This is a genomic window from Leucobacter faecis, from assembly GCF_054456635.2.
Genome location: NZ_JBTJEP020000001.1, coordinates 134,535 through 156,409, shown reverse-complemented (window position 1 = coordinate 156,409; position 21,875 = coordinate 134,535). Strand labels below are relative to the sequence as shown.

The following is a 21,875-nucleotide window of genomic DNA, read 5'->3' as shown; positions in this document are numbered from 1 at the left end:
CCTTCGACGCTTCGGCGTGCGGCGACGCAGGCGCTCGCTCCGGATCGAGCCCGGCCGCCCCCTGTATCACGCGCTCACCCGCTTCTGCGGGCCCGGTTTTACGACGTCAGGTTCGCGCAGGTAGAGCGCCTGATCGCCCGCGAACTCAATGCCCGAGGCTAGTCGCCTCGCCGCGAGCCGCACGAGCGCCGCGGCATCGATCACGCTGGGCCAGAGTTCACCTGCGACCTCTTCGTGGTCTGCACGCGCGACGAGCCCTGGCCCCGCCACGCACTCGGGAATACCCGCCCAGTTGACCCCCGCATAGTCGGTCACAAACAGCTCTTTACGGCGAGCATCGGTCACGACACGTACCGCTGCGGCGGCTCCCGTTTCGAGGGCCGCAAGCGCTGCGGCCTCGTGGCTTTCGATACCGTAAAGTGGCGCGCCGCGGCCCGCGGCAAACGCCTGCGCCGCCGCGATGCCCACCCGCAGCCCGGTGAAGGGGCCCGGCCCCATGCCCGCCACCACGCCGTCGATGCGTGCCGCTGGCACGCCGCTCTCGGTGAGAACGAGTGCGAGCAGTGTGCCAATCGCTTCTGCGTGGCCGCGCGGGTTTTCGCTCGCGACGGCCCATACTCGGCCGTCGCAGCCAAGTGCCACGCTCGTGCCGATCGACGTGTCGATCGCGAGCAGGCAGCGCCCGCTGAGCTCGGGCGCTGCAGCCTCGGTCACCGCATACTGCGTGCTCATACCAATATCCCTTCGGCCCAGCGTGGGCCATGCCCCGTGAGCGTCATACGTCGCGCCTCTATCGGCGCCTCCGACCAGTCCTCGTCATCGGCATCAGCACCAGCACCAGCACCAGCATCAGCATCAGCACCAGCGGGTCGCTCGATCTCGATCTCGATCCACGAGTCCTGCGGCTCGACGACCCCGGCCCCCCACTCGGCGACCACCACCGAGCCGTCGAAGTCGAGGTCTAAGTCGTCGAGCTCGTCGGAGTTCGCGAGCCGATACGCGTCGACGTGCACGAGCGGTGCCCCGCCGACGAGTGACGGGTGCGTGCGGGCGATCACAAACGTGGGGCTCTGTACGGGGCCGCGCACTCCGAGGCCCTCGCCGATACCGCGGGTGAGTGTCGTTTTGCCCGCTCCGAGCGGGCCGGTCAAGATCAGCAGGTCGCCGGCCGCGAGGGCCCGTCCCAGCCGCACTCCCAGGTCGTGCATCTCGTCGGGCGATCCCGCCACGATGCGTTCGACTACACTCACACCGATTCCCCCTCTGCCGCGATACGCAAGACGCGCGGTCCAATACTCGCAATAATCTCGTAGTTGATGGTGCGCATGAGTCCCGCCCAGATTTCAACGGCCGGGTACCCGCGCTCGGGATCCCCAAACAGCACCACCTCGTCGCCGAGGCTCAGCCTTCCAGCGAGCGGCCCCACGTCGACGATGAACTGGTCCATGCCGATCCGGCCCACGATCGGCCGCGGCTCACCCGCGATCGTCACCCACGCACCTGCGCCGTTCAGGGCACGCGGCATGCCGTCTGCGTACCCCATCGGCACGAGCGCCAGCGTCGTGGCGGTCTCGCACACGTGGTTAAAGCCGTACGAGACGCCGGTGCCAGCGGGCACGCCTCGCAGCGCCACGATCTCAGACCGCAGGGTCATCGCTGGTACGAGCCCCAGCTGCGCCGAGGTCGTGCCGGCGAGCGGGCTCAGCCCGTACGCGACGACGCCTACGCGCACTGTGTTGTAGTGCAGGTGCGGTGACTTGAGGGTTGCGGCGCTCGCGGCGAGGTGCATCAGCTCCGGATCCACGCCGCACTCACGCAGCAGCTCGATGGCCGCGTCGAACTCGGTTGCCTGCGCCCGGTCGCACTCGTCGCCCGCATTCGCGAGGTGACTGAAAATGCCGCGCACGCGCACCGTACCTGCGGCGTGCAGTTCGGCGGCGCGCACAAACAGAGTGTGCCATTCGTCGCGTGACGCGCCGTTGCGGCTCAGCCCCGTATCGATCTTCAGCTGTGCGGTGGCGGGGGTGCCAGCCGCGATAGCGGCGGCAGCCAAACGGTCAAGTTGTGCAAGATTACTCACACCAATCTCGATGCGCTCTGCGACGGCGGGCGCGAAGTCGACACGCGCTCCGTGCAGCCAGCACAGAATCGGTGCTTCAATACCGGCTTCGCGCAGTGCGAGCGCCTCCTCGAGATCTGCGGTCGCGATCATCCCGGCGCCGCCCTCGAGCGCGGCGCGCGCAGCGATGGCGGCCCCGTGACCATACCCGTTGGCTTTCACGACAACGATCACCACGCCGCCCGTGAGCTCGCGAATATGGGCCACGTTGTGACGAATCGCGGGCGTCGAAATCGCTGCAATGCGCATTGATCCGGTTCTCATTGCTGCCTCAGCTCCGTACACGTGCACGCACAGTCGCCGTGCACACTAGTTTCTGGCGTCGCGGCCTTTTCGGGCGACGCCTCGATGATCACGAACGCAGTGGCGATGCCCGCATCGTGGGTGAGTGAGACGTGGGCAGTGTGCGCCCCGCGCGCGGCAAGCGCCCGCACGAGCGGTGCAGTGCGGGTGAATGCCGGCGCGCGGTTCTCACCGCGCAACAGTTCAAGGTCTTGCCAGCTCACCCCGTCAGATCCACCGAGCGCTTTGATCAGCGCCTCCTTCGCGGCGAAGCGCGCGCCCAGTGACGCGACGGACAGTTCGCGCTCGGCCGCGGTAAAGAGCCGCGCGGCGAGCGCGGGGGTGCGCGCGAGTTGGCGTTCAAAACGCCCAAGATCGACGGTGTCGACCCCGATCCCGCAAATCATCGTGAACTCACCCGCACGCCCCGCACCGCGTTACTCGACCGTCACAGACTTCGCGAGGTTGCGCGGCTGATCAACGTCGAGCCCCTTGGCCGTCGACAGTTCGAGCGCGAACCACTGCAGCGGGATCACCTGCAGCAGCGGGTCGAACAGCGGGTCTGACAGCGGCAGCCGAATCACATCATCGGTGAACGGCAGCACCGCGGTGTCGCCCTTCTCAACGATCGCGATGACGCGGGCACCGCGCGCCCGAATCTCTTGAATGTTCGACACGACCTTCGAGTGCATCAGCGGCGAAGTGCGTGGGCTCGGCACGAGCACGAACACGGGCTGGCCGTGATCGATGAGTGCGATGGGGCCGTGCTTCAGCTCCCCCGCGGCGAAGCCTTCAGCGTGAATGTAGGCGATCTCTTTGAGCTTCAACGCGCCTTCGAGCGCCACGGGGTACCCCACGTGGCGGCCCAAGAACAGCACCGAGCGTGTGTCGGCCATCCACTGCGCGAGCTGCTGAATCTGCTCGTGCGTGTCGACCGCCTCGCGTACTTTCTCGGGTAGCGCTTCAAGCTGCGCGACCGCCGCTTGCTCGTCGGCAGCCGAGAGCGTGCCGCGCACGCGCCCCAGGTGCAGGCCGACGAGGTAGAGCGCCGTGATCTGCGCCACAAACGCCTTCGTTGACGCGACCGCCACCTCGGGGCCCGCGTGCGTGTACACCGCGGCGTCTGACTCCCGCGGAATGGTCGCACTCTGCGTGTTACACACCGACACGGTCGTGACCCCGCGCTCGATCGCGTACTTGACGGCCATCAGGGTGTCCATCGTCTCGCCCGACTGGCTCACTGAGATCACCATGGTGCGGTCTGAGAGTACCGGGTCGCGGTAACGGAACTCGTGGCTCAGCTGTACCTCGACGGGAATCCGAGCCCACTGCTCGATCGCGTAGGCACCCACCTGGCCCGCGTACGACGCCGTGCCGCACGCGATGATCACGATGCGATCAATCTCGCGCAGCCGCTCGTCACCCAGCGCGGTGAGCTCGGGGATCTCGACGCGACCGTTGTCTACGCGGCCCCGGATCGTGTTGGCTACGGCCTCGGGCTGCTCATTGATCTCTTTGGCCATGAACGAGGACCAGCCGCCCTTGTCTGCGGCGTCGGCGTTCCACTCGACCTCGTACTCAGTGAACTCAACGGGGTGACCGTCAAAGTCGGTGATGCGCACTTCGTCGGCCGTGATGATGGCGATGTTGTCTTCGTCTACGGCGACTGCGCGGCGCGTCGACGACACGAACGCCGCGACGTCTGAGCCGAGAAAGTTTTCGCCGTCACCGAGCCCCACCACGAGGGGTGAGTGGTGGCGCGCCGCCACGACCTTGCCTGGCTCGTTCTGGTGCGTAGCCAAAAGCGTGAACGTGCCGTGCAGTTTGCGCACGATGCCGCGCAGTGCCGTCTCGAGGTCGCCGACGCGGGCATACTCGAGCCCGAGCAATGCGGCAACGACCTCGGAATCGGTCTCACTCACGAGCGACACGCCGCCCGCCAAAACTTCGTCCCGCAGCTCGCTGAAGTTTTCAACGATGCCATTGTGAATCAGGGCGAGCTTTCCGTCATCGCCGAGGTGGGGGTGGGCATTTTCGTCGCTCGGGCCACCGTGTGTGGCCCAGCGCGTGTGACCGATCCCGGTCGCACCCTCGGGTAACGGGTCGTCTTCAAGCCGTTCGATGAGTCTGGCGAGCTTGCCCGACTTCTTGCGCACGGCGACTTTGCCCGCGTCATCAATCACGGCGATACCCGCCGAATCGTAACCGCGGTACTCCAGACGCCGCAGACCATTCAGCAGCACTTCGACCGTTTTATTCGGGCCGACATATCCGACGATTCCACACATGGGTGCCATTTTAGTGGCACCATGGATGCACAATGTCCGAGAACAGTCTCCCCGTGCTCAGCACCGACACGCAAGCACTCATTCGACCCGAATTCACCTCCCCGTTCGACGAGATCGGCCGCGATGAGTGGGCCAGGCTCTCGGGTGAAACCCAAGCTCCCCTCACTGAGGAGGAGATTGCCGCGTTTCGCGGGCTTGGTGAGCCGCTCGACGTGGCCGAGGTGTCAGACATCTACCTGCCGCTGAGCCGCCTCATCAACCAGTACGCCATCGCCGCCCGAGACATGCACCACCGCACCCGCGGCTTTCTGCATCGCGAAAACGACCGTCAGAGCCCGTTTGTAATCGGAATCGCCGGGTCAGTCGCGGCAGGCAAATCGACCGTGGCGAGAATTCTGCGCGATCTGTTGGCCCGCTGGCCCGAGACCCCCAATGTGCAGCTCGTCACCACTGACGGATTCTTGTACCCGAACGCCGAACTCGAACGACGCGGCATCGCTCACCGCAAAGGCTTTCCCGAGTCCTATGATCGACGGGCGCTCTTGCGGTTCGTGTCACAGGTCAAGGCGGGTGTGGGCGAGGTCGTGGCCCCCCACTACAGCCACCTGATCTACGACATTGTGCCCGGCGAGGTGACCGTCGTGCGGCGCCCAGATATTTTGATCGTCGAGGGTCTCAACGTGTTACAGCCGCCCTCTCACGGCCACCCGGTCGCCGTGAGTGATCTGTTCGACTTCTCGATCTACGTCGACGCCCGCACCACCGATATCTGGCGCTGGTACCGGCACAGGTTCTTGAAGCTGCGGCAGACGGCGTTCTCCAACCCCAACTCGTACTTCAGGCGCTACGCCGACCTCGACGACGAGACCGCGATCGCGCTCGCAGACGATTTTTGGACCAAGATCAACGAGCCCAACCTGATCGATAACATTCGTCCTACGCGGGCACGGGCAAGTTTGGTGCTGCGCAAGGCGGCCGATCATCGGGTACACAGCGTGCTATTGCGCAAGCTCTAGCCGGGGCGTCGCCGCCCCGTGATCCGGAGCGAAAAAACGCACAGGGCCCGAAACCCACCGCGAACCTGAGGGTTCGTCGTGAGTTTCGGGCCCTGCGTGTTGCCGGCGGCGCGGCGCGTGTGAATTACACCGCGAGACGCTCCTTGACGATCTTCGCGAGATCACCGGCAAGCTGCTGAGCTTGCTCGGCCGTCTCGGCCTCGACCATCACGCGCACGACAGGCTCGGTGCCCGAGGGGCGCAAGAGCACGCGGCCCTTGCCACCAAGCGCGAGCTCAGCCTGCGTGACCGCCTGCTGCAGCACCTCATCGCCCGCGACGCCCGCACGGTCGACACCGCGCACGTTCACGAGCACCTGCGGGTACACCCGCATGCACGTCGCGAGCTCAGCCAGCGACTTGCCGGTGCGTTTAACCTCGGCCGCGATGTGTAGGCCGGTGAGAATCCCGTCGCCGGTCGTGGCGTGTTCACTCATGATCACGTGACCTGACTGCTCGCCGCCAAGCGAGTAGCCACCCTCGTTGATCGCCTCGAGCACGTAGCGGTCACCCACGCCGGTCTCGACTATGTCGATGCCGTTGTTGGCCATCGCGAGCTTCAGGCCGAGGTTCGACATCACGGTTGCTACGAGCGTGTTCTTATCAAGCTTGCCGCGGTGCATCATCGACAGTGCAATGATCGCCATGATCTTGTCACCGTCAACAACGTTGCCGTCGGCGTCGACCGCGAGGCAGCGATCGGCGTCGCCGTCGTGCGCGATACCGAGGTCAGCGCCCACTTCGAGCACCTTCGCCTGCAGCGGCTCAAGATATGTCGAGCCGACGCCGTCGTTAATGTTGAAGCCGTCGGGATCGTTGCCGATCACGGTCACCTGTGCGCCAGCGTCAGAGAAGACGTCGGGCGAGATACCCGCGGCTGCGCCATGAGCGCAATCGAGCACGACGTGCAGCCCTTTGAGCGAGAGCCCTTCGAGCGTGCCAAGCAGGTGTACGAGGTAGCGGTCTTCGGCGTCGGCGAAGCGGCGAATACGACCCACCTCGCGCCCCGTCACCGCGACCACGGGCCCGCGCATAGCGGCCTCGATCTGGTCTTCCACGTCGTCGGGCAGCTTGCGCCCGCCCTCGGCGAAGAACTTAATACCGTTATCGGAGGCCGGGTTGTGCGACGCAGACACCATGACACCGAAGTCGGCGTCGGTGTCTGCCACGAGGTACGCGGCGGCGGGAGTCGGAATCACTCCCGCGTCGAGCACGTCGACTCCCGCCGCGGCGAGACCCGCGGCGACGGCGGCCGAAATGAATTCACCGCTGACACGCGGGTCACGCGCGACAACGGCGATAGTGCGACGGCTCTCGCCTCGGGCATTTCGCCCGAGCACGAGAGCCGCTGCGTGTGCGAGGTTCAGGGCCAGCTCGGCGGTCACATCGACCCCGGCTAGACCCCGAACCCCATCCGTGCCAAACAGGCGTCCCATATGTGGGGTCCTGGTTAGCGCTTCGAGTACTGAGGCGCCTTACGGGCCTTCTTGAGACCGGCCTTCTTGCGCTCCTTGATACGAGCGTCGCGGCTCAGGAAGCCGGCCTTCTTGAGCGTCGGGCGGTTGTGCTCGGCGTCAATCTCGTTCAGTGCGCGCGCAATAGCGAGACGCAGTGCGCCTGCCTGGCCCGAGGGGCCGCCGCCGCCGATGCGAGCGATGACGTCATACGCGCCAGCGAGCTCGAGCACGGTGAAGGGGTCGGTGATGAGCTGCTGGTGCAGCTTGTTGGGGAAGTACTCGGCGAGCTCGCGACCGTTGACGGTCATCTTGCCCTCGCCGGGAATGAGGCGCACGCGGGCGATAGCCTGCTTGCGGCGGCCCACGGCTGCACCGGGAACGGTGAGCGCGGGGCGCGGTGCCGACGCGGCAGCCTGCGCTGCGGGCGTCTCGGTGGTGTAGCTCTCGGTGGCCACGGTCTGCTCTTCAGTCACTGTGAAGTCTCTCTCTTAAAGTCTCGTTGGCGCGACTACTGCGCGACCTGGCCGAAGGTGTACGGGGTGGGCTGCTGGGCACCGTGGGGGTGCTCTGCGCCTGCGTAGACCTTAAGCTTGCGGAACTGGTCAGCGCCGAGCGAGTTCTTCGGCAGCATGCCGCGGATCGCCTTCTCGACTGCGCGCTCGGGGTTCTTCTCGAGCAGCTCGGTGTAGCTGGTGGCGCGCAGGCCGCCCGGGTAACCCGAGTGGCGGTAAGCCTTCTTCTGCGCTGCCTTGTTGCCCGTGAGGACCACCTTGTCGGCGTTGATGATGACAACGTAATCGCCCATGTCCATGTGGGGAGCGAAGGTCGTCTTGTGCTTGCCGCGCAGAAGAACTGCGGCATGCGATGCGAGGCGGCCGAGAACCACGTCACTGGCGTCGATGACGATCCAGTCGTGCTTCTGCTCAGCTGCCTTCGGTGAATAAGTGCGAGTCACTGTCGTGCTGCTTTCTGTCGAATTGGAGGTGTTCGCGAATCCCACTCCGTAGCCCGTTCCCGCGAGGGATGCAGGGCCCGTGGAGGGCTCAACAAATCGGATGCTTGCGCACCAACTAGCGAGCTTACCACACCTGCACGGTTTACTCTCGCACCGGATCGCGCCTCGCCCGCGTCTGCTCGGCACGAAGCGCGAGCTCGGCGTCGCCCGGGTAGGTGATTTCTTCAAGCGAAAGCCCGTGTGCCGGCATCACCGCGAACCGGCTCGTGCGCTCGCGTGCCCGTCGCAGCGCAGCGAGCTCCGCCTCAGTGATGCGGCCACTACCGACTGCGACGACCGCGCCGACGAGCGCGCGCACCATCGAGTGACAGAAGGCGTCGGCCTCGATCCGGGCCGCAAAGGCACCGTCAGCAGCTTCGTGCCATTCGAAGCTGAGCAGCTCGCGCACCGCAGTCGCACCCTCGCGAGCTTTGCAGAACGTGGTGAAGTCGTTGAGCCCGAGTAGCTCATCGCTCGCGCGCTGCATCGCGGCGAGGTCGAGCGGACGCGGCACATCTGCCGTAAACCGTGTTGCAAGCGGGTCTTTGCGTACACCCTCGCCACGCAGCCGGTACTCGTAGCGTCTGCGCAGCGCAGAGAAGCGGGCGTCGAAGCCCGCGGGAGCCTCTGTGACACCGTGAATCACGATGTCGGCGGCCCCGCGCTTCAGCACTCCCCCGAGCTTGCGTACCCGCAAGCGGCTGTCGCCGCCCCACTTCTGCAGCTGGGCACAGCTCACATCGATGTGCGCGACCTGGCCGCGCGCGTGCACCCCAGCGTCGGTGCGTCCCGCGACCGTGAGCCGCGGCGGCGCCTGCAGTGCGGGGCCCGTGCGCAGCAGTGTCGAGAGCGCCCGTTCGAGCTCTCCCTCAACCGTGCGCAGACCAGGCTGTGCCGCCCAACCAGAGAAATCGGTGCCCTCATACGCCAGGTCGATACGCAGCCGGGTGAGCTCTACTTCTTCTGTCACCCCTTGATCTTGCCATGCGCGGGGCCTTCGCACGTGCGAGATTCACCGACACGGCGTACACTCGAAGGCTGTATGCGTTGCCATGAGGCACCGCGACCAGCATGAAACCGGACCGCATGAACCTCACTCCCACCATTTCGACAGCACGCTTCGGTGGACTCGATGGACTGCGCGCCATCGCAGTCGGCCTCGTGCTTGTCTACCACTTCTTCCCGCAGGCGCTGCCCGGCGGGTTTCTTGGCGTTGACATCTTTTTTGTGATCAGCGGTTTCTTGATCACGTCGTTACTCATTCGCGAGAAGAAGAAGTACGGTCGAGTGTCACTGTCGGGGTTCTGGCAGCGTCGCGCGCGCAGGCTATTGCCCGCGCTCGCACTCGTGCTGCTCGTGTGCACGAGTCTCGCGGCGCTCGTCGGCGGCGACCTGCTGGTGGGTATCGGGCGACAGCTCGCGGGCGCGGCGACCTTCGTGAGCAACTGGGTGTTCGTCGCTGCTGGTTCCGATTACTTCACGCGTGATACGCCCGAACTGTTTCGCAACACCTGGTCACTCGCGATCGAGGAGCAGTTCTACATTCTGCTTCCCCTCGTGGTGTTACTGCTGCTGCGCATTATTCGCAGGCGCACAGTAGCGCTGCTGTTTGTCGCAGGCGGTGTTGCTTCGATGGTGTGGATGGCGGCGCTCTCGCTCACCGACGCCACCGCTTCACGCGTCTATTTTGGTTCTGACACGCACGCCTTTGGGCTCATACTCGGTGCCGCCATGGCGATCGTCGTGACGCGGACTGGGCCAGCTTTCGCACCGCGGCCGCGCGCGCAGCTTGGTTACCTCGCCGTCGCGCTGACAGGCTTTGGTGTGCTTGGCGCGCTCGCTATCGCGCTCCCCGAGGGCAGCGCGCTCAGCTTTCAAGGCGGGTTTCAGCTCGCCACGCTGGCGGCGCTCGCCACAGTGTGGGCCGTCACCCGGCCTGGCGCGTGGATCGGACGGGCAATCGATATTGCGCCGATGCGCTGGGTCGGTGAACGCTCGTACGGCCTCTACCTCTGGCACTGGCCGCTACTGCTCATTGCGACCGCCGCTTTCCCTGCTGCCGCAGGCTGGCAGGTCGCTACCGTCACGCTGGCTGTCACCATGTTTTGTACCGCGCTGTCGTATAGGTATGTCGAACAGCCCGTGCGCAAATACGGCCTCCGTGGCTCACTGCGCATGCTGCTGCAGCCACGTTCTTACACTCCCAAGCGCCGGATCGTGGCCGCCACGCTCGCCGCCGTGCTTATCACCTCGGTGCCTGCGACCGCGTTCGCCGTCAGCACCGCGCCCTCGCAGAGCTCGGCCCAGGCAGCGATCGAGCGCGGGGCCGCGCTTGTGGAGGCGTCAGCGCCCGCTTCGGCTTCGCCAGGAGCTCCTACCACCGCTGAAGCGCCGAGCGATGCCCGCGACAAAATAGCGGGAGAGAAGAGCGCCGATAACGAAAAGGGCACCAAGGACGCCGCCGGCAAGAACACCGCCGACAAGAACACCGCTAGCAAGGACACTACAAGCAAAGACGCCGACAAGAAGACCGCACACAGCGTTCCCGACGCTCCACGCGCTGCTGGCGGCGACATTACTGCCGTCGGCGACTCGGTGATGCTGGCAAGCGCGCCCGAACTTGACGCTGTATTTCCCGGTGTATCCATCGACGCCGCGGTGTCGCGCGGAATGGCTGCGGGCGTGGGGATCATCGCCGACTCCGCCGCGCAGGGCGCGCTTCGCCACGTGCTCGTGGTGGGCTTGGGCACCAACGGCACGGTTACGACCGATGAGCTCGAAGCGATACGGCAGACCGCGGCGGGGCGACAGCTTGTGCTTGTCAACGCCTACGGTGACCGCGATTGGATACCCGGTGTCAACGACACGATCACGGCGTTCGCGAACTCCTACCGCGGCGTCGTCGTCGCCGACTGGCAAGCCAGTGTCACCGGCGTGGAGGGAGCGCTCGCGGGCGACGAGATCCACCCGAACCCGAGCGGTGGCGAGATTTACGCCCAGAGTGTGCAGCGGGCGCTAGACGAACTCGACACCCCGCTCGAGGCTACAGGTTTCGCGCTCCCCCGCCGCTAGACGATCAGTCTCGCCGCCAACATCGTTGCAGCTGGGCATCGAGCGCGTGCGGCCAAAAGTGGGTGTTATCGGGGCCGATAACACCCACTTTTGGCCGCACGATGTCTTGACCCCGTGCCTGTGACCTGGTTCGTGCCGCTTGAATGCCAGCAGACCGCTTACCTGGTGCCGACACCGGCGGAAAGCGTTTTGCCAGTTGTTGCTCGGAGCTTCACCCTCCCCCGTCGCTAACCCTGCGTGGCACTGACGCGCGCGGGCACGGGCGCTTGAAATGATCCGGATCGATGCGCAGACGCAAAAGCGCCCCGCTGATCAGATCAGCGGGGCGCTTTTGCGTGGAAGGGCGAGAATTACTCGGCCTTCTCCTCGGCGGGAGCCTCGGCAGTCTCGGTGACCTCAGTGGTCTCCTCAACTACGACGTCCTCCACCACGGGAGCCTCTTCAGCTGCGGGAGCCGCAGCCTTCTTGGGCTTGGGGTTCACGGGTTCGAGAACGAGCTCGATGACCGCCATCGGAGCGCGGTCACCCTTGCGGTAACCGGTCTTGATGATACGGGTGTAGCCACCCTCGCGGTTCTCAACGAGCGGCGCGATCTCGGTGAAGAGCTCGTGCACAACCGAGTTGTCGAGGATGCGACGCATCACGCGGCGGCGTGCGTGCAGGTCGCCGCGCTTCGCGAACGTAACCAGGCGCTCAGCCAGGGGCTGCAGGCGCTTAGCCTTCGTCTCGGTGGTCTGGATACGCTTGTGCTCGAAGAGCTGCGAAGCCATCTGGTTGAGCATCAGGCGCTCGTGTGCAGGTCCGCCTCCGAGGCGGGGGCCCTTGTTGGGCTTAGGCATGATTTACTCCATTAAGTGATCGGGCAGGCGATGCCGGATCGATTAGTTGTTGTCGTCGTCGTAGCTGTAGAACTGAGCGCCATCGAACCCGGGCACCGCGTCCTTGAGCGAGAGGCCCATCTCAGTGAGCTTGTCGCGCACCTCAAAGACAGACTTCTGGCCGAAGTTACGGATGTTCATGAGCTGCGCCTCTGAGAGTGCAACGAGCTCGCTGACCGTGTTGATGCCCTCACGCTTCAGGCAGTTGTAGCTGCGAACCGAAAGATCGAGATCCTCGATCGGAATCGACAGCTCACCCTCGGCCACAACCTCAACGGGTGCGGGCCCGATCTCAACGCCCTCGGCAGCCGTGTTCAGCTCGCGAGCGAGGCCGAACAGCTCAACCAGCGTCGAACCAGCCGAAGCGATTGCATCGCGGGGGCTAATTGCCGGCTTGGTCTCAACGTCAACAACCAGGCGATCGAAGTCAGTGCGCTCGCCCGCACGAGTTGCCTCGACGCGGTAGGTCACCTTCAGCACCGGCGAGTAGATCGAGTCGACCGGGATACGGCCTACCTCGGCGTCCTCGTTGCGGTTCTGTGCGGCCGAAACGTAGCCACGGCCACGCTCGATCGTCAGCTCAAGCTCGAACTGTGCCGAGTCGCTGAGCGTAGCGATCACGAGCTCGGGGTTGTGCACCTCGACACCGGCCGGAGCCGAGATGTCTGCAGCGGTAACCTCGCCTGCACCAGTCTTGCGCAGGTAAGCCGTGATCGGCTCGTCATGCTCGCTCGAGACGACAAGTCCCTTGATGTTCAGGATGATCTCGGTGACGTCCTCGGTCACACCAGGAATGGTGGTGAACTCGTGGGCGACACCCTCGAAACGAACGCTCGTAACTGCTGCGCCAGGAATCGACGACAGCAGCGTACGACGAAGCGAGTTGCCGAGCGTGTAGCCGAAGCCAGGCTCGAGCGGCTCGATCGCGAAGCGCGAACGAAACTCGGAGATCGATTCTTCAGTCAGAGTGGGTCGCTGTGCAATGAGCACTGTGTGTGGTCCTTTCGCTGGAGTCCGCTATATGACTCATGCGGTATCGGGAATGAGGGAAGGGACGATGCGCCACGAAGATTCGCGACGCATCGCCACGCGCTCGTGCTCGTGTTAGACGCGACGACGCTTCGGGGGGCGGCAGCCGTTGTGGGTCTGCGGGGTTACGTCGTTGATCGACCCAACCTCGAGGCCTGCAGCCTGCAGCGAACGAATCGCCGTCTCGCGACCCGAGCCGGGGCCCTTCACGAAAACGTCGACCTTCTTCATGCCGTGCTCCTGCGCCTTGCGCGCAGCCGACTCAGCGGCGAGCTGAGCAGCAAAGGGAGTCGACTTACGCGAACCCTTGAAGCCCACGCCACCTGACGAAGCCCAGCTGATCACAGCACCGGTGGTGTCAGTGATCGAAACGATCGTGTTGTTAAACGTTGACTTGATGTGGGCCTGGCCCACTGCAACGTTCTTCTTGTCTTTGCGACGCGGCTTGCGTGCCGCGGTCTTTGGTGCAGCCATTGAGTATTCTCCTGAAAAGCTCTGTGTGTTGGTCTAACGGACCGGCGGTTACTTCTTCTTGCCGGCGACGGTGCGCTTCGGGCCCTTGCGGGTACGAGCGTTCGTCTTGGTCCGCTGGCCGTGCACAGGCATACCCTTGCGGTGGCGGATACCCTGGTAGCTACCGGTCTCAACCTTGCGGCGGATGTCGGCTGCGACCTCACGGCGGAGGTCACCCTCAACCTTGAAGTTACCTTCGATGTGGTCGCGCAGCGCGACGAGCTGATCGTCGGTCAGATCCTTAACGCGGATGTTGCCGTCGATCTCGGTCGCAGCGAGCGTCTGCAGCGCGCTGGTCCGGCCGACGCCGTAGATGTAAGTGAGTGCAATCTCAACGCGCTTGTCGCGTGGGATGTCTACTCCGGCGAGACGTGCCATTCTGGCTCTCCTTGGCGGTAGTGGAGGTGTGAAGCGTATCGGGGAATCGGGCCTCCGACCCGAGGTGTCACGCGCAACCGCTGTGCGGTGCGCGCTCTTAGATACGCGGTTAGATATTTAGTTATGTGCTCTGCGGGGCCGCACAGGCCGGGCAATTAGCCCTGGCGCTGCTTGTGGCGCGGGTTCTCGCAGATCACCATGACGTTACCGTGGCGGCGGATGACCTTGCACTTGTCGCAGATCTTCTTAACGCTGGGCTTAACCTTCATGATGTTTCCTTACCGGTTCGCTGTCCTCGTACGCGCGGGGTGCCGCGCGCCGTTACTTTCCAGCGACTACTTGTATCGGTAAACGATGCGGCCGCGGGTCAGATCGTAGGGCGTCAGCTCCACAATCACGCGGTCCTCGGGGAGGATGCGGATGTAGTGCTGGCGCATTTTGCCCGAGATGTGAGCGAGCACCTTGTGTCCATTGGTCAACTCAACGCGGAACATCGCGTTGGGCAGAGCCTCGACAACGTGTCCCTCGATCTCGATGACGCCGTCTTTCTTCGCCATAGCCTCACTGTCGCCTAGTAGTTATGCTGGTCATGCGAATGCCAAGACCTGTTTTGCGAACGCAAAAACAGGCGCAAAGCACCAAAGAACAAGAGTACCCGGGCGAGCCGTGTTTGTAAAGTCGCCGCCCAAAACAGTTCGACCCCCGGCCTGGGGCCGAGGGTCGAACGGTGATGCTGATCCGGATCTATCTATGCGATCGGAGCCGGCTTGATGCCGAAGGGCGCCAAGCCCGCGGCCCCGCCGTCTTCTGCGGTGAGCACCCAGATGCCGCCCGCGTGAACAGCTACCGAGTGCTCCCACTGGGCGCTCGCGCGCCCATCGGCCATCGATACGGTCCAGCCGTCGTCCTGGATCACCGTGTCGATCTTGCCCTCAGAAATGATGGGCTCGATGGCGACTACAAGCCCGGGCTTCACCTCGGGGCCCTTGCCGCGCACCGCGTAGTTGAAGACCGGCGGGTCCTCATGCATGCTGCGGCCAATACCGTGGCCAATGTAGTCTTCGAGTACGCCGAAGCTGCTCTCGCGCTTCACGCACGCTTCGATCGCCACACCAACCTCGTTGAGGTATTTGGCTCGAGCGAGCTGGGCAATGCCCGTCCACATCGCGAGCTCCGTCACGCGGCTCAGCTCTTCGAGCTGCGCCGTGCGCTCGGGATCTGCCGGGTTGGGTACCACCGCGGTAAACGCGGCGTCGCCATTCCAGCCCTCGATGATTGCGCCCGCATCGACCGCGATTACGTCCCCCGGCTGCAGCGGACGGTCCGTGGGAATCGAGTGCACCACGTCGTCGTTCACGTTGGCGCAGATCGTGTGCTTATAGCCGGGCTCGAGCATGAAATTGGGTTCACCGCCCCGCTCACGAATGGCGGCCTCAGCGAGCGCATCGAGCTCAAGCGGCGTGACGCCCGGACGAATCGCGGCCTTGGCGGCTGCCAGCGCAGCCGCGGTCGCGAGGCCCGGCTCAATCATGAGCCGCAGCTGCGCCGGCGACTTGTAGATTGAGCGCTTAAGGATCCCTCTGCGTGCCACTTGTTAGCTAACCGCCTTAGCGCCGAGCTGCGCGTCGAGGCCCGATGCGATACGTTCAGCGACCTCTTCAACGCCGCCCATGCCGTCGACCGATACCAGGATGCCGCGCTGCGAGAACAGCTCGATCAGCGGTGCCGTCTGGTCGGCGTACACGTTCTGGCGGTGGCGAATGACCTCTTCGGTATCGTCGGCGCGGCCCTCAAGCTCGGCACGCTTGAGCAGTCGCGCCACGACCTCATCGGTGTCTGCTTCGATCAGCACAACAGCATCCAGTGAGTCGCCCACGAGCATGGCATCGAGCGCGTCGACCTGGTCGACAGTGCGAGGGTACCCATCGAGCAAAAAGCCCGATGCGGCGTCGCTCTGCGTGAGACGGTCGGCCACGATCTCGTTGGTCAGCGAGTCAGGCACGAGCTCGCCGCGCTCGATGATCGCCTGTACCTGCTTGCCGAGTTCGGTGCCACCCTTGATGTTTGCACGGAAGATGTCGCCGGTCGAGATTGCGGGGACCCCGTAGCGCTCTGCGATACGGCTCGCCTGGGTTCCCTTGCCTGCGCCGGGGGGCCCGATAATGAGCAGTCGGGTCGTGGTGGTTTCGGTCACTTAAGAAGCCCTTCGTAGTGGCGCTGCTGCAGCTGAGCGTCAATTTGCTTGACGGTCTCGAGGCCGACGCCGACGATAATGAGGATGGATGCACCACCGAACGGGAAGTTCTGGTTCGCTCCGAAGAACGACAGCGCAATGAGTGGGATCAGTGCAATGACGCCGAGGTAGAGCGAACCTGCCGAGGTGACGCGCATAAGCACGTAGTTCAGGTACTCAGCGGTGGGACGGCCGGCGCGAATGCCGGGAACGAAGCCACCGTACTGCTTCATGTTGTCGGCGACCTCTTCGGGGTTAAACGTAATCTGCACGTAGAAGAAGGTGAAGCCGATGATCAGCAAGAAGAAGACGAGCATGTACAGGGGCTGATCGCCGTACACGAGGTTGTTCTGCACCCAGACAACCCATTCCTTGGGCTCTTCGTTAATCTTGGGCTGATTGAACTGCGTGAGCAGCATTGGCAGGTAGAGGATCGCCGACGCGAAGATAACCGGGATCACACCGGCCATGTTGACCTTGATCGGAATGTAAGTGCTCGAACCACCGTAGGTACGGCGGCCGACCACGCGCTTCGCGTACTGCACCGGGATGCGACGCTGAGACTGCTCAACGAAGACAACCGCGGCGACAACCAGCAGACCGACGGCGGTCACCAGGAAGAAGACTTCCCAGCCCTGTGATTCCTTAATGATCCACATCGCGTTGGGGAACGATGCCGCAATCGAGGTGAAGATCAGAAGCGACATACCATTGCCAACGCCGCGTTCTGTGATGAGCTCACCGAACCACATGATGAGGCCGGTACCAGCGGTCATCACGAGGATCATGATGACAATTGCCCACCACTCCTGCGATACGAGGTTACGGCACGCCTCATTGGCGCTCGAACCAAACAGCTGCCCCGAACGCGCCACCGTGATCAGCGTCGTTGACTGCAACACTGCAAGCGCGATAGTGAGGTAGCGGGTGTACTGGGTGAGCTTCGCCTGGCCGGCTTGGCCCTCCTTGTGGAGCACCTCAAAGTGGGGAATAACCACTCGCAACAGCTGCGTGATGATGGACGCCGTAATGTACGGCATGATGCCAAGCGCAAAAATCGACAGCTGGAGAAGGGCGCCACCACTGAAGAGGTTCACCATCTCGTAGAGGCCAGAGGCACCCTGCTGGTTTGCTGCAAGACACGCCTGCACATTGCTGAACTGAACGAACGGCGTCGGGATAAACGAACCGAGCCGGAACAACGAAACGATCGCGAGCGTGAACACGATCTTTCGCCGCAGATCCGGGGTTCGAAAGATCCGTCCGATGGCGCTGAACAAAATCTGCCTCCTGGGAACGTCGCCTGGGGCCTTCGCCTGACGACGAGAACCGATTGCACCAGCCTACACGCCCGCGTGTGGCCGTACGAAACCGCCGCGGTCGCGACGGTGAAAGTCATAAAAAAAGGGGGAAGCTAGCCGGTGATTGACACCGGCTAGCCCCACCCCCATCACCAGCGCCGAAGCACTAGTGAATCAGCATCCGTGAGGATACTTACTTGATCTCGCCACCGGCGGCAATGATCTTCTGCTCTGCTGAGCCCGAGACCTTGTCGACCGAGATGGTGAGCTTGACCTGCAGGTCGCCGTCACCAAGTACCTTGACGGGATGGTTTGCACGAACCGCGCCCTTAGCAACGAGATCAGCAACCGTGACCTCACCGCCCTGGGGGTACAGCTCTGCGAGCTTCGCCACGTTCACGACCTGGTATTCGGTGCGGAACGGGTTCTTGAAGCCGCGCAGCTTCGGGGTGCGCATGTGCAGCGGCATCTGCCCACCCTCGAAGCCAGCCTTGACCTGGTAGCGTGCCTTGGTGCCCTTGGTGCCGCGGCCTGCGGTCTTACCCTTGGATGCCTCGCCACGACCCACGCGGGTCTTAGCCTTCTTGGAACCCTCGGCGGGGCGAAGGTGGTGTGCCTTCAGCACTGCGCCGCGCTCCTCAGTGTTCTCGCTCATGCGTCGATCTCCTCAACCTCTACCAGGTGAGCAACAGCGCGAACGTAACCGCGGTTGATCTTCGAGTCCTCGCGAACGACCGAATCGCCGATCTTCTTGAGGCCGAGGCTCCGCAGCGATGCACGCTGGTTCTGCTTCTCACTGATAACGGACTTCGTCTGCGTAATCTTCAGGCTCGCAGCCATTACGCACCTGCCTTTGCCTTCGCGGCAGCGTCGGCCAGCGCCTTTGCCTCTGCGCGCACAATGCGAGCGGGGGCAACGCGGTCGAAGTCGAGGCCACGGCGAGCTGCGACGGAGCGGGGCTCCTCGAGCTGCTGCAGCGCCTCAACGGTCGCATGCACGATGTTCAGGGTGTTCGATGAACCGAGCGACTTGCTCAGCACGTCGTGGATGCCAGCGCACTCGAGTACGGCGCGCACGGGGCCACCGGCGATAACACCGGTACCTGCGGCTGCGGGACGAAGCAGCACCACACCGGCTGCTGCCTCACCCTGCACGGGGTGGGGAATCGTGCTGCCGACGCGGGGAACGCGGAAGAAGTTCTTCTTCGCTTCCTCAACGCCCTTGGAGATAGCGAGGGGAACTTCCTTCGCCTTACCGTAGCCAACACCAACGGTGCCGTTGCCATCGCCTACCACGACGAGCGCGGTGAAGCTAAAGCGGCGGCCGCCCTTGACGACCTTCGACACACGGTTGATCGTAACGACGCGCTCGAGGAACTGGCTCTCGTTGCGGTCACGACCGCCGCGCTCGTTGCGAGTGCCGCGATCACGGCTGCCGCGACGCTGCTCGCGCGGCTCGCTGCGGTGATCCTGGGCCGGTGCGGCCTGGGTATCAGCCTGAGCCTCTGCAGACACTTGCTGCTCCTTCGTTTCGTTGCTCACAGGGTCAGCCCCCCTTCGCGAGCGCCATCGGCGATCGCTGCGACGCGGCCGGCATACTTGCTGCCACCACGGTCGAACACGACGGTGTCTACACCGGCGCTCTTCGCACGCTCAGCGACGAGCTCGCCGACCTTGCGGGCCTTGGCGGTCTTGTCACCCTCGAAAGCGCGCAGATCAGCTTCCATGGTCGAAGCCGATGCGAGCGTGAAGCCCTTTGCATCGTCGATGACCTGAACGAATACGTGACGAGCTGAGCGCGTCACTGCGAGACGGGGACGAGCCTCCGTGCCGACGATCTTCTTACGCAGGCGGGCGTGGCGGCGGATACGCGCAGCCGTACGACCCTTAGCCCGGGACATTGAAGCGGCCATCGTTACTTACCAGCCTTTCCAGCCTTGCGACGGACATTCTCGCCAGCGTAACGAATACCCTTGCCCTTGTAGGGCTCCGGCTTCTTCAGCTTGCGGATGTTAGCGGCGGCCTCTCCGACCCCCTGCTTGGAGATACCGGCAACGGTGATCTTCGTGTTGCCCTCGACCGAAAGCGTGATGCCCTCGGGAGCGTCAACGATCACCGGGTGCGAGAAGCCGAGTGCCAGCTCGAGGCCGGTGCCCTTCTGCTGCACGCGGTAACCGGTGCCAACGACCTCGAGCTGCTTAGCGTAGCCCTCGGTCACACCGATGATGTTGTTGTGGATGAGCGTGCGGGTCAGACCGTGCAGTGCTCGTGAATCGCGCTCATCGTCGGGGCGCGTAACCAGGAGCTGGCCGTCCTCAACCTTTGCGCGAATGGGCTCTGCCACAGCGAGCGTCAGCTCGCCCTTGGGGCCCTTGACCGTGACATTCTGGCCATCGATCTTGATGTCTACACCACCGGGAACGGTGATGGGAAGCTTACCGATACGTGACATGACGGCTTACCACACGTAAGCGAGGACTTCCCCGCCTACGCCCTTCTGATCAGCCTCGCGCCCCGTGAGGAGACCCGAAGAGGTGGACAGGATCGCGATGCCGAGGCCGCCGAGAACGTTGGGGATCTCAGTCGAGCCTGCGTAAACACGCAGACCGGGCTTGGAAACGCGCTTGATGCCTTCGATCGAGCGCTCGCGGTTGGGGCCGTACTTCAGCGACATGGTGAGGGTCGTGCCGACGCGTGCAGGCTCAACCTTCCAGTCCTTGATGTAACCCTCGGTCTTGAGGATCTCGGCGATCCGCTCCTTCAGCTTTGAGCCGGGGAGCGAAACGTCGTCATGATGTGCGCTGTTGGCGTTGCGCAGTCGGGTCAGCATATCTGCGACCGGATCAGTCATCGTCATGAGTGACTCTTTCTTTCTCGCCTGGTATCACGCTCCGGTACAGGGAGCGTGACCTGGGTGATACACGGTGCGGGTGCCCGAGGATTACCTCGGGCACCCGTCCGCTTGGACTATTTAATTATTCGGACTTGAACGGGAAGCCGAGCGCGCGAAGCAGCGCACGACCCTCGTCGTCAGTCTTGGCCGTGGTTACGATCGTGATGTCGAAGCCACGCACGCGATCAATCTTATCCTGATCAATCTCGTGGAACACACTCTGCTCGGTCAATCCGAAGGTGTAGTTGCCGTTTCCGTCGAACTGCTTAGCCGAGAGACCGCGGAAATCGCGGATACGGGGCAGTGCGAGCGAGATCAGACGGTCCAGGAACTCCCAGGCGCGGTCACCACGAAGGGTAACGTGTGCACCAATGGCCTGGCCCTCGCGCAGCTTGAACTGTGCGATCGACTTACGAGCCTTGGTGACCATGGGCCGCTGGCCCGTGATCTTCATGAGGTCGGCAATCGCGCCCTCGATGACCTTGCTGTCGCGTGCGGCTTCACCGACACCCGTGTTCACGACGACCTTTACGACGCCGGGAACCTGCATGATGTTCTCGTACGAGAACTCCTCACGCAGTGCGGGCACGATCTCCGCGCGGTACTTCTGCTTCAGACGGGGCTGAATCTTCGTCTCAGTCATTAAAGATCCTTCCCTGACTTCTTGGCGTAGCGCACGCGCACGGCCTTCTTCTTGCCGTCCTTCTCGACCTCTTCAACGCGGAAGCCAACGCGAGTGGGCTTCTTCGTCTCGGGGTCGACGATGGCGACGTTGGAGATGTGGATCGGGGCCTCAACGGTCTCGATGCCACCCTCGCGTGCGCCCTGGCTCGACTGGCCAACACGGACGTGCTTGGTTACGAAGTTCACGCCTTCGACCAGAACGCGGTCGGTGTCGGTGAGAACCTCGAGCACACGGCCCTGCTTGCCCTTGTAGCCGCCGCGCTCCTGCGACGGGCCCGAGATGACCTCTACGAGGTCACCCTTCTTGATCTTCATGCCCATAGGACTAGATCACCTCCGGTGCGAGCGAGACGATCTTCATGAACTTCTTGTCGCGAAGCTCACGTCCGACCGGCCCGAAGATACGGGTACCGCGGGGCTCCCCGTCGGCCTTAAGGATGACGGCAGCGTTCTCGTCGAAGCTGATGTACGAGCCATCAGCGCGACGGGTCGACTTGCGCGTGCGAACGATGACTGCCTTAACGACGTCACCCTTCTTCACGTTACCGCCGGGGATCGCGTCCTTGACGGTCGCGACGATCGTGTCACCGAGACCGGCGTAACGACGACGCGAACCTCCGAGAACACGAATGGTAAGCAACTCCTTGGCGCCGGTGTTATCGGCAACCTTGAGTCGGGATTCCTGCTGAATCACTAGCTAC

At 63.8% G+C, this 21,875-nt stretch carries 29 protein-coding genes; 2 read left to right on the top strand and 27 right to left on the bottom strand.

Annotated elements, in window-relative coordinates; translation table 11 throughout:
* Positions 1–66 precede the first annotated feature (66 nt).
* Genes tsaB through glmS form a run of 5 tightly spaced genes read right to left on the bottom strand, consistent with a single transcriptional unit; the run spans position 67 to position 4,689 of the window.
* Complete coding sequence (gene tsaB / locus ACXR2T_RS00765) at positions 67–732, bottom strand: tRNA (adenosine(37)-N6)-threonylcarbamoyltransferase complex dimerization subunit type 1 TsaB (protein ID WP_458838076.1); 666 nt, start codon at positions 730–732, stop codon at positions 67–69.
* Positions 729–1,208 (bottom strand): tRNA (adenosine(37)-N6)-threonylcarbamoyltransferase complex ATPase subunit type 1 TsaE, encoded by a 480-nt coding sequence (gene tsaE / locus ACXR2T_RS00760; RefSeq protein ID WP_458838160.1) that lies wholly within the window; start codon positions 1,206–1,208, stop codon positions 729–731. Before tsaE ends, tsaB begins: the two co-directional genes overlap by 4 nt.
* Positions 1,209–1,246: 38 nt before the next feature.
* The gene (gene alr, locus ACXR2T_RS00755; RefSeq protein WP_489945467.1) at positions 1,247–2,368 is read right to left on the bottom strand and encodes an alanine racemase; all 1,122 of its coding nucleotides are present in this window, start codon (positions 2,366–2,368) and stop codon (positions 1,247–1,249) included.
* Between the two features lie 11 nt (positions 2,369–2,379).
* Positions 2,380–2,808, bottom strand: coding sequence for a holo-ACP synthase (locus ACXR2T_RS00750; protein WP_458814971.1), 429 nt, complete (start codon positions 2,806–2,808; stop codon positions 2,380–2,382).
* Positions 2,809–2,838: 30 nt separating this feature from the next.
* On the bottom strand, positions 2,839–4,689 hold the full coding sequence (gene glmS, locus ACXR2T_RS00745; protein ID WP_458814969.1) for a glutamine--fructose-6-phosphate transaminase (isomerizing): 1,851 nt from the start codon (positions 4,687–4,689) through the stop codon (positions 2,839–2,841).
* Positions 4,690–4,721: 32 nt separating this feature from the next.
* Here glmS and coaA point away from each other — a divergent pair, with 32 nt between their 5' ends.
* A complete protein-coding gene (gene coaA / locus ACXR2T_RS00740) occupies positions 4,722–5,705 on the top strand; it encodes a type I pantothenate kinase (protein WP_458814967.1) in 984 nt (327 codons plus the stop codon).
* Positions 5,706–5,829: 124 nt separating this feature from the next.
* On the opposite strand, the gene glmM is transcribed toward coaA, so the two are convergent.
* The 4 genes from glmM to ACXR2T_RS00720 form a co-directional block, all read right to left on the bottom strand.
* On the bottom strand, positions 5,830–7,179 hold the full coding sequence (glmM, locus tag ACXR2T_RS00735) for a phosphoglucosamine mutase (RefSeq protein WP_458838078.1): 1,350 nt from the start codon (positions 7,177–7,179) through the stop codon (positions 5,830–5,832).
* A gap of 14 nt (positions 7,180–7,193) precedes the next feature.
* A complete protein-coding gene (gene rpsI / locus ACXR2T_RS00730) occupies positions 7,194–7,673 on the bottom strand; it encodes a 30S ribosomal protein S9 (protein WP_458814963.1) in 480 nt (159 codons plus the stop codon).
* A 35-nt stretch (positions 7,674–7,708) separates the two neighbouring features.
* Positions 7,709–8,155, bottom strand: coding sequence for a 50S ribosomal protein L13 (gene rplM / locus ACXR2T_RS00725; protein WP_458814961.1), 447 nt, complete (start codon positions 8,153–8,155; stop codon positions 7,709–7,711).
* Between the two features lie 142 nt (positions 8,156–8,297).
* Entirely contained in the window at positions 8,298–9,164 is an 867-nt protein-coding gene (locus ACXR2T_RS00720) for a tRNA pseudouridine synthase A (protein ID WP_458838079.1), read from the bottom strand.
* 116 nt (positions 9,165–9,280) lie between these two features.
* Between ACXR2T_RS00720 and ACXR2T_RS00715 the strand changes: the two genes are divergently transcribed.
* On the top strand, positions 9,281–11,266 hold the full coding sequence (locus tag ACXR2T_RS00715) for an acyltransferase family protein (RefSeq protein ID WP_458838080.1): 1,986 nt from the start codon (positions 9,281–9,283) through the stop codon (positions 11,264–11,266).
* Between the two features lie 350 nt (positions 11,267–11,616).
* Here ACXR2T_RS00715 and rplQ read toward each other — a convergent pair whose 3' ends face one another.
* The 18 genes from rplQ to rplN form a co-directional block, all read right to left on the bottom strand.
* On the bottom strand, positions 11,617–12,105 hold the full coding sequence (rplQ, locus tag ACXR2T_RS00710) for a 50S ribosomal protein L17 (RefSeq protein ID WP_458838081.1): 489 nt from the start codon (positions 12,103–12,105) through the stop codon (positions 11,617–11,619).
* A gap of 42 nt (positions 12,106–12,147) precedes the next feature.
* On the bottom strand, positions 12,148–13,134 hold the full coding sequence (locus ACXR2T_RS00705) for a DNA-directed RNA polymerase subunit alpha (RefSeq protein ID WP_458811400.1): 987 nt from the start codon (positions 13,132–13,134) through the stop codon (positions 12,148–12,150).
* A gap of 114 nt (positions 13,135–13,248) precedes the next feature.
* Positions 13,249–13,647, bottom strand: a complete 399-nt coding sequence (rpsK, locus tag ACXR2T_RS00700) for a 30S ribosomal protein S11 (protein ID WP_053352811.1) — start codon at positions 13,645–13,647, stop codon at positions 13,249–13,251.
* Positions 13,648–13,695: 48 nt separating this feature from the next.
* Entirely contained in the window at positions 13,696–14,064 is a 369-nt protein-coding gene (rpsM, locus tag ACXR2T_RS00695) for a 30S ribosomal protein S13 (protein WP_458811402.1), read from the bottom strand.
* 155 nt (positions 14,065–14,219) lie between these two features.
* Complete coding sequence (gene rpmJ / locus ACXR2T_RS00690) at positions 14,220–14,333, bottom strand: 50S ribosomal protein L36 (protein WP_017793389.1); 114 nt, start codon at positions 14,331–14,333, stop codon at positions 14,220–14,222.
* A 66-nt stretch (positions 14,334–14,399) separates the two neighbouring features.
* Positions 14,400–14,621 carry a translation initiation factor IF-1 gene (infA, locus tag ACXR2T_RS00685; protein ID WP_017793388.1) on the bottom strand — a complete coding sequence of 74 codons (222 nt, stop codon included), beginning with the start codon at positions 14,619–14,621 and terminating at the stop codon, positions 14,400–14,402.
* A 191-nt stretch (positions 14,622–14,812) separates the two neighbouring features.
* Positions 14,813–15,655, bottom strand: a complete 843-nt coding sequence (gene map, locus ACXR2T_RS00680; protein WP_458811405.1) for a type I methionyl aminopeptidase — start codon at positions 15,653–15,655, stop codon at positions 14,813–14,815.
* 3 nt (positions 15,656–15,658) lie between these two features.
* Positions 15,659–16,258, bottom strand: a complete 600-nt coding sequence (locus tag ACXR2T_RS00675; RefSeq protein WP_458811407.1) for an adenylate kinase — start codon at positions 16,256–16,258, stop codon at positions 15,659–15,661.
* Positions 16,255–17,577: a preprotein translocase subunit SecY gene (secY, locus tag ACXR2T_RS00670; protein WP_458811408.1), complete on the bottom strand. Its 1,323-nt coding sequence runs from the start codon at positions 17,575–17,577 to the stop codon at positions 16,255–16,257. The genes ACXR2T_RS00675 and secY overlap by 4 nt, the downstream gene beginning before the upstream one ends.
* A 214-nt stretch (positions 17,578–17,791) precedes the next feature.
* Positions 17,792–18,253, bottom strand: a complete 462-nt coding sequence (rplO, locus tag ACXR2T_RS00665) for a 50S ribosomal protein L15 (protein ID WP_458838082.1) — start codon at positions 18,251–18,253, stop codon at positions 17,792–17,794.
* Entirely contained in the window at positions 18,250–18,438 is a 189-nt protein-coding gene (gene rpmD / locus ACXR2T_RS00660; RefSeq protein ID WP_017793383.1) for a 50S ribosomal protein L30, read from the bottom strand. The genes rplO and rpmD overlap by 4 nt, the downstream gene beginning before the upstream one ends.
* Entirely contained in the window at positions 18,438–19,139 is a 702-nt protein-coding gene (rpsE, locus tag ACXR2T_RS00655) for a 30S ribosomal protein S5 (RefSeq protein WP_017793382.1), read from the bottom strand. The genes rpmD and rpsE overlap by 1 nt, the downstream gene beginning before the upstream one ends.
* The gene (rplR, locus tag ACXR2T_RS00650; protein WP_458811413.1) at positions 19,136–19,510 is read right to left on the bottom strand and encodes a 50S ribosomal protein L18; all 375 of its coding nucleotides are present in this window, start codon (positions 19,508–19,510) and stop codon (positions 19,136–19,138) included. The genes rpsE and rplR overlap by 4 nt, the downstream gene beginning before the upstream one ends.
* Positions 19,511–19,512: 2 nt before the next feature.
* Complete coding sequence (rplF, locus tag ACXR2T_RS00645; RefSeq protein ID WP_458811414.1) at positions 19,513–20,049, bottom strand: 50S ribosomal protein L6; 537 nt, start codon at positions 20,047–20,049, stop codon at positions 19,513–19,515.
* 6 nt (positions 20,050–20,055) lie between these two features.
* Complete coding sequence (gene rpsH, locus ACXR2T_RS00640) at positions 20,056–20,454, bottom strand: 30S ribosomal protein S8 (RefSeq protein ID WP_458811416.1); 399 nt, start codon at positions 20,452–20,454, stop codon at positions 20,056–20,058.
* Between the two features lie 118 nt (positions 20,455–20,572).
* Positions 20,573–21,133 (bottom strand): 50S ribosomal protein L5, encoded by a 561-nt coding sequence (rplE, locus tag ACXR2T_RS00635; RefSeq protein ID WP_458811418.1) that lies wholly within the window; start codon positions 21,131–21,133, stop codon positions 20,573–20,575.
* A complete protein-coding gene (rplX, locus tag ACXR2T_RS00630) occupies positions 21,133–21,495 on the bottom strand; it encodes a 50S ribosomal protein L24 (protein WP_458811420.1) in 363 nt (120 codons plus the stop codon). Before rplX ends, rplE begins: the two co-directional genes overlap by 1 nt.
* Before the next feature lie 4 nt (positions 21,496–21,499).
* On the bottom strand, positions 21,500–21,868 hold the full coding sequence (gene rplN, locus ACXR2T_RS00625) for a 50S ribosomal protein L14 (protein WP_017793376.1): 369 nt from the start codon (positions 21,866–21,868) through the stop codon (positions 21,500–21,502).
* Positions 21,869–21,875 lie beyond the last annotated feature (7 nt).